The organism is Halomonas flagellata (genome assembly GCF_022487945.1).
Taxonomy (GTDB): Bacteria; Pseudomonadota; Gammaproteobacteria; order Pseudomonadales; family Halomonadaceae; genus Halomonas; species Halomonas flagellata.
Window position 1 is genome coordinate 1,846 of the sequence record NZ_JAKVPY010000054.1, and the last position, 3,396, is coordinate 5,241.

1 tRNA gene and 2 rRNA genes are annotated in these 3,396 nt (G+C 56.5%); all 3 read left to right on the forward strand.

Annotated features, from left to right (window positions below):
- Nucleotides 1–3 precede the first annotated feature (3 nt).
- Nucleotides 4–79 (forward strand) — tRNA-Ala (locus MKP05_RS20950).
- A gap of 217 nt (nt 80–296) precedes the next feature.
- A 23S ribosomal RNA gene (locus tag MKP05_RS20955) occupies nt 297–3,185 on the forward strand.
- Nucleotides 3,186–3,272: 87 nt separating this feature from the next.
- Nucleotides 3,273–3,388 (forward strand): 5S ribosomal RNA (gene rrf, locus MKP05_RS20960).
- The last annotated feature ends 8 nt before the right edge of the window (nt 3,389–3,396 follow it).

Consider the following 3,396-nt stretch of genomic DNA (forward strand, 5'->3'; position numbering starts at 1 on the left):
TAAGGGGCCTTAGCTCAGCTGGGAGAGCGCCTGCCTTGCACGCAGGAGGTCAGCGGTTCGATCCCGCTAGGCTCCACCATCTCCGCCCCCACCGTCGGTTACCTGATCGAGTCTGCAGTCACAAGCCACCGTCGCCCCGTGCGATGACCGGTTTGTGACTGTCGATTGACAGTCTGCTCTTTAACAATGTGAATCATGCTGACAAGTTTCTTCCGAGAGGAAGAGACGCGAGATACGTCTCAAGCGTATCCGGCAATTGTCGTCGCGATCGCGGACCAGACCTCTTGGGGTTATATGGTCAAGCGATTAAGCGCATACGGTGGATGCCTAGGCAGCCAGAGGCGATGAAAGACGTGGAAGCCTGCGATAAGGCTCGGCGAGGTGGCAAACGACCTGTGACCCGGGCATTTCTGAATGGGGAAACCCACCCCGCACCAGCGGGGTATCCTGCACTGAATCCATAGGTGTCAGGAGGCGAACCGGGGGAACTGAAACATCTAAGTACCCCGAGGAAAAGAAATCAACCGAGATTCCCCCAGTAGCGGCGAGCGAACGGGGACCAGCCCTTAAGCCGGTGACTGATTAGACGAAGGTGTTGGGAAACACCGCCATAGCGGGTGATAGCCCCGTAGTCGAAAATCTGATCCGGTGAAATCGAGTAGGTCGGGGCACGTGAAACCTTGACTGAACATGGGGGGACCATCCTCCAAGGCTAAATACTCCTGGCTGACCGATAGTGAACCAGTACCGTGAGGGAAAGGCGAAAAGAACCCCGGAGAGGGGAGTGAAATAGATCCTGAAACCGTATGCGTACAAGCAGTGGGAGCCCCTTCGTGGGGTGACTGCGTACCTTTTGTATAATGGGTCAGCGACTTATTTTCAGTGGCGAGCTTAACCGAGTAGGGGAGGCGTAGGGAAACCGAGTCTTAACTGGGCGACCAGTCGCTGGAAATAGACCCGAAACCGGGCGATCTATCCATGAGCAGGTTGAAGGTTGAGTAACATCAACTGGAGGACCGAACCAGGATCTGTTGAAAAAGATTTGGATGACTTGTGGATCGGAGTGAAAGGCTAATCAAGCCCGGAGATAGCTGGTTCTCCTCGAAAGCTATTTAGGTAGCGCCTCACGTATCACCGCCGGGGGTAGAGCACTGTTTCGGCTAGGGGGTCATCCCGACTTACCAACCCGAGGCAAACTCCGAATACCGGTGAGTGCGAGCGTGGGAGACACACGGCGGGTGCTAACGTCCGTCGTGAAAAGGGCAACAACCCAGACCGTCAGCTAAGGTCCCCAAATCCTGGTTAAGTGGGAAACGATGTGGGAAGGCTCAGACAGCTAGGAGGTTGGCTTAGAAGCAGCCATCCTTTAAAGAAAGCGTAATAGCTCACTAGTCGAGTCGGCCTGCGCGGAAGATGTAACGGGGCTCAAACCAGGTACCGAAGCTACGGGTTCGCCGAATGGCGAGCGGTAGAGGAGCGTCGTGTAAGCCGACGAAGGTGGATCGAGAGGTCTGCTGGAGGTATCACGAGTGCGAATGCTGACATGAGTAACGACAAGGGGAGTGAAAAACTCCCCCGCCGGAAGACCAAGGGTTTCTGTTCGACGCTAATCGGAGCAGAGTGAGTCGGCCCCTAAGGCGAGGCCGAAAGGCGTAGTCGATGGGAAACGGGTCAATATTCCCGTACCTCACAGGATTGCGATGGGGGGACGAAGAAGGCTAGGTGAGCCAGGCGTTGGTTGTCCTGGTGAAAGCCGGTAGGCTGAGGGTTCAGGCAAATCCGGATCCTCAAGGCCGAGAGGCGAGACGAAGGCACCACGGTGCCGAAGTCATCGATGCCACGCTTCCAGGAAAAGCCTCTAAGCTTCAGATTCTGTGGGACCGTACCCCAAACCGACACAGGTGGTCAGGTAGAGAATACCCAGGCGCTTGAGAGAACTCGGGTGAAGGAACTAGGCAAAATGGTGCCGTAACTTCGGGAGAAGGCACGCCGCGTTAGTGTGAAGGCCCTCGCGGCCGGAGCACGAGGCGGTCGAAGATACCAGGTGGCTGCAACTGTTTATTAAAAACACAGCACTCTGCAAACGCGCAAGCGGACGTATAGGGTGTGACGCCTGCCCGGTGCCGGAAGGTTAATTGATGGTGTTAGCGCAAGCGAAGCTCCTGATCGAAGCCCCGGTAAACGGCGGCCGTAACTATAACGGTCCTAAGGTAGCGAAATTCCTTGTCGGGTAAGTTCCGACCTGCACGAATGGCGTAATGATGGCCACGCTGTCTCCACCCGAGACTCAGTGAAATTGAAATCGCCGTGAAGATGCGGTGTACCCGCGGCTAGACGGAAAGACCCCGTGAACCTTTACTACAGCTTCACACTGGATGCTGATGTTGCTTGTGTAGGATAGCTGGGAGGCTTGGAACCCCGGACGCCAGTTCGGGTGGAGCCGACCTTGAAATACCAGCCTGGCATCATTGGCGTTCTAACTCAGGTCCGTGATCCGGATCGAGGACAGTGTGTGGTGGGTAGTTTGACTGGGGCGGTCTCCTCCCAAAGCGTAACGGAGGAGCACGAAGGTACCCTCAGCACGGTTGGAAATCGTGCAGTGAGTGCAAGAGCATAAGGGTGCTTGACTGCGAGACAGACACGTCGAGCAGGTACGAAAGTAGGTTCTAGTGATCCGGTGGTTCTGTATGGAAGGGCCATCGCTCAACGGATAAAAGGTACTCCGGGGATAACAGGCTGATACCGCCCAAGAGTTCACATCGACGGCGGTGTTTGGCACCTCGATGTCGGCTCATCACATCCTGGGGCTGAAGTCGGTCCCAAGGGTATGGCTGTTCGCCATTTAAAGTGGTACGCGAGCTGGGTTTAGAACGTCGTGAGACAGTTCGGTCCCTATCTGCCGTGGGCGTTGGACGTTTGAGAAGAGCTGCTCCTAGTACGAGAGGACCGGAGTGGACGCACCTCTGGTGTTCCGGTTGTCACGCCAGTGGCATTGCCGGGTAGCTATGTGCGGACAGGATAACCGCTGAAAGCATCTAAGCGGGAAGCCCCCTTCAAGATGAGACGTCCCCGAGGCCTCGAGCCTCCTGAAGGGCCCAGCGAGACCAGCTGGTTGATAGGCCGGGTGTGGAAGCGCTGCAAGGCGTTGAGCTAACCGGTACTAATGGCCCGTGAGGCTTGACCATATAACACCCAAGCGGTCTGCCGATGGCGACCGACAAGGGCCGGATACGACGAGACGCCTCGCGTCGGCATGATTCCTACGTTTTTCGCCTGACGACCATAGCGAGCGGGCACCACCTGATCCCATGCCGAACTCAGCAGTGAAACCGCTCAGCGCCGATGGTAGTGTGGGGTCTCCCCATGCGAGAGTAGGTCATCGTCAGGCACTTCTTC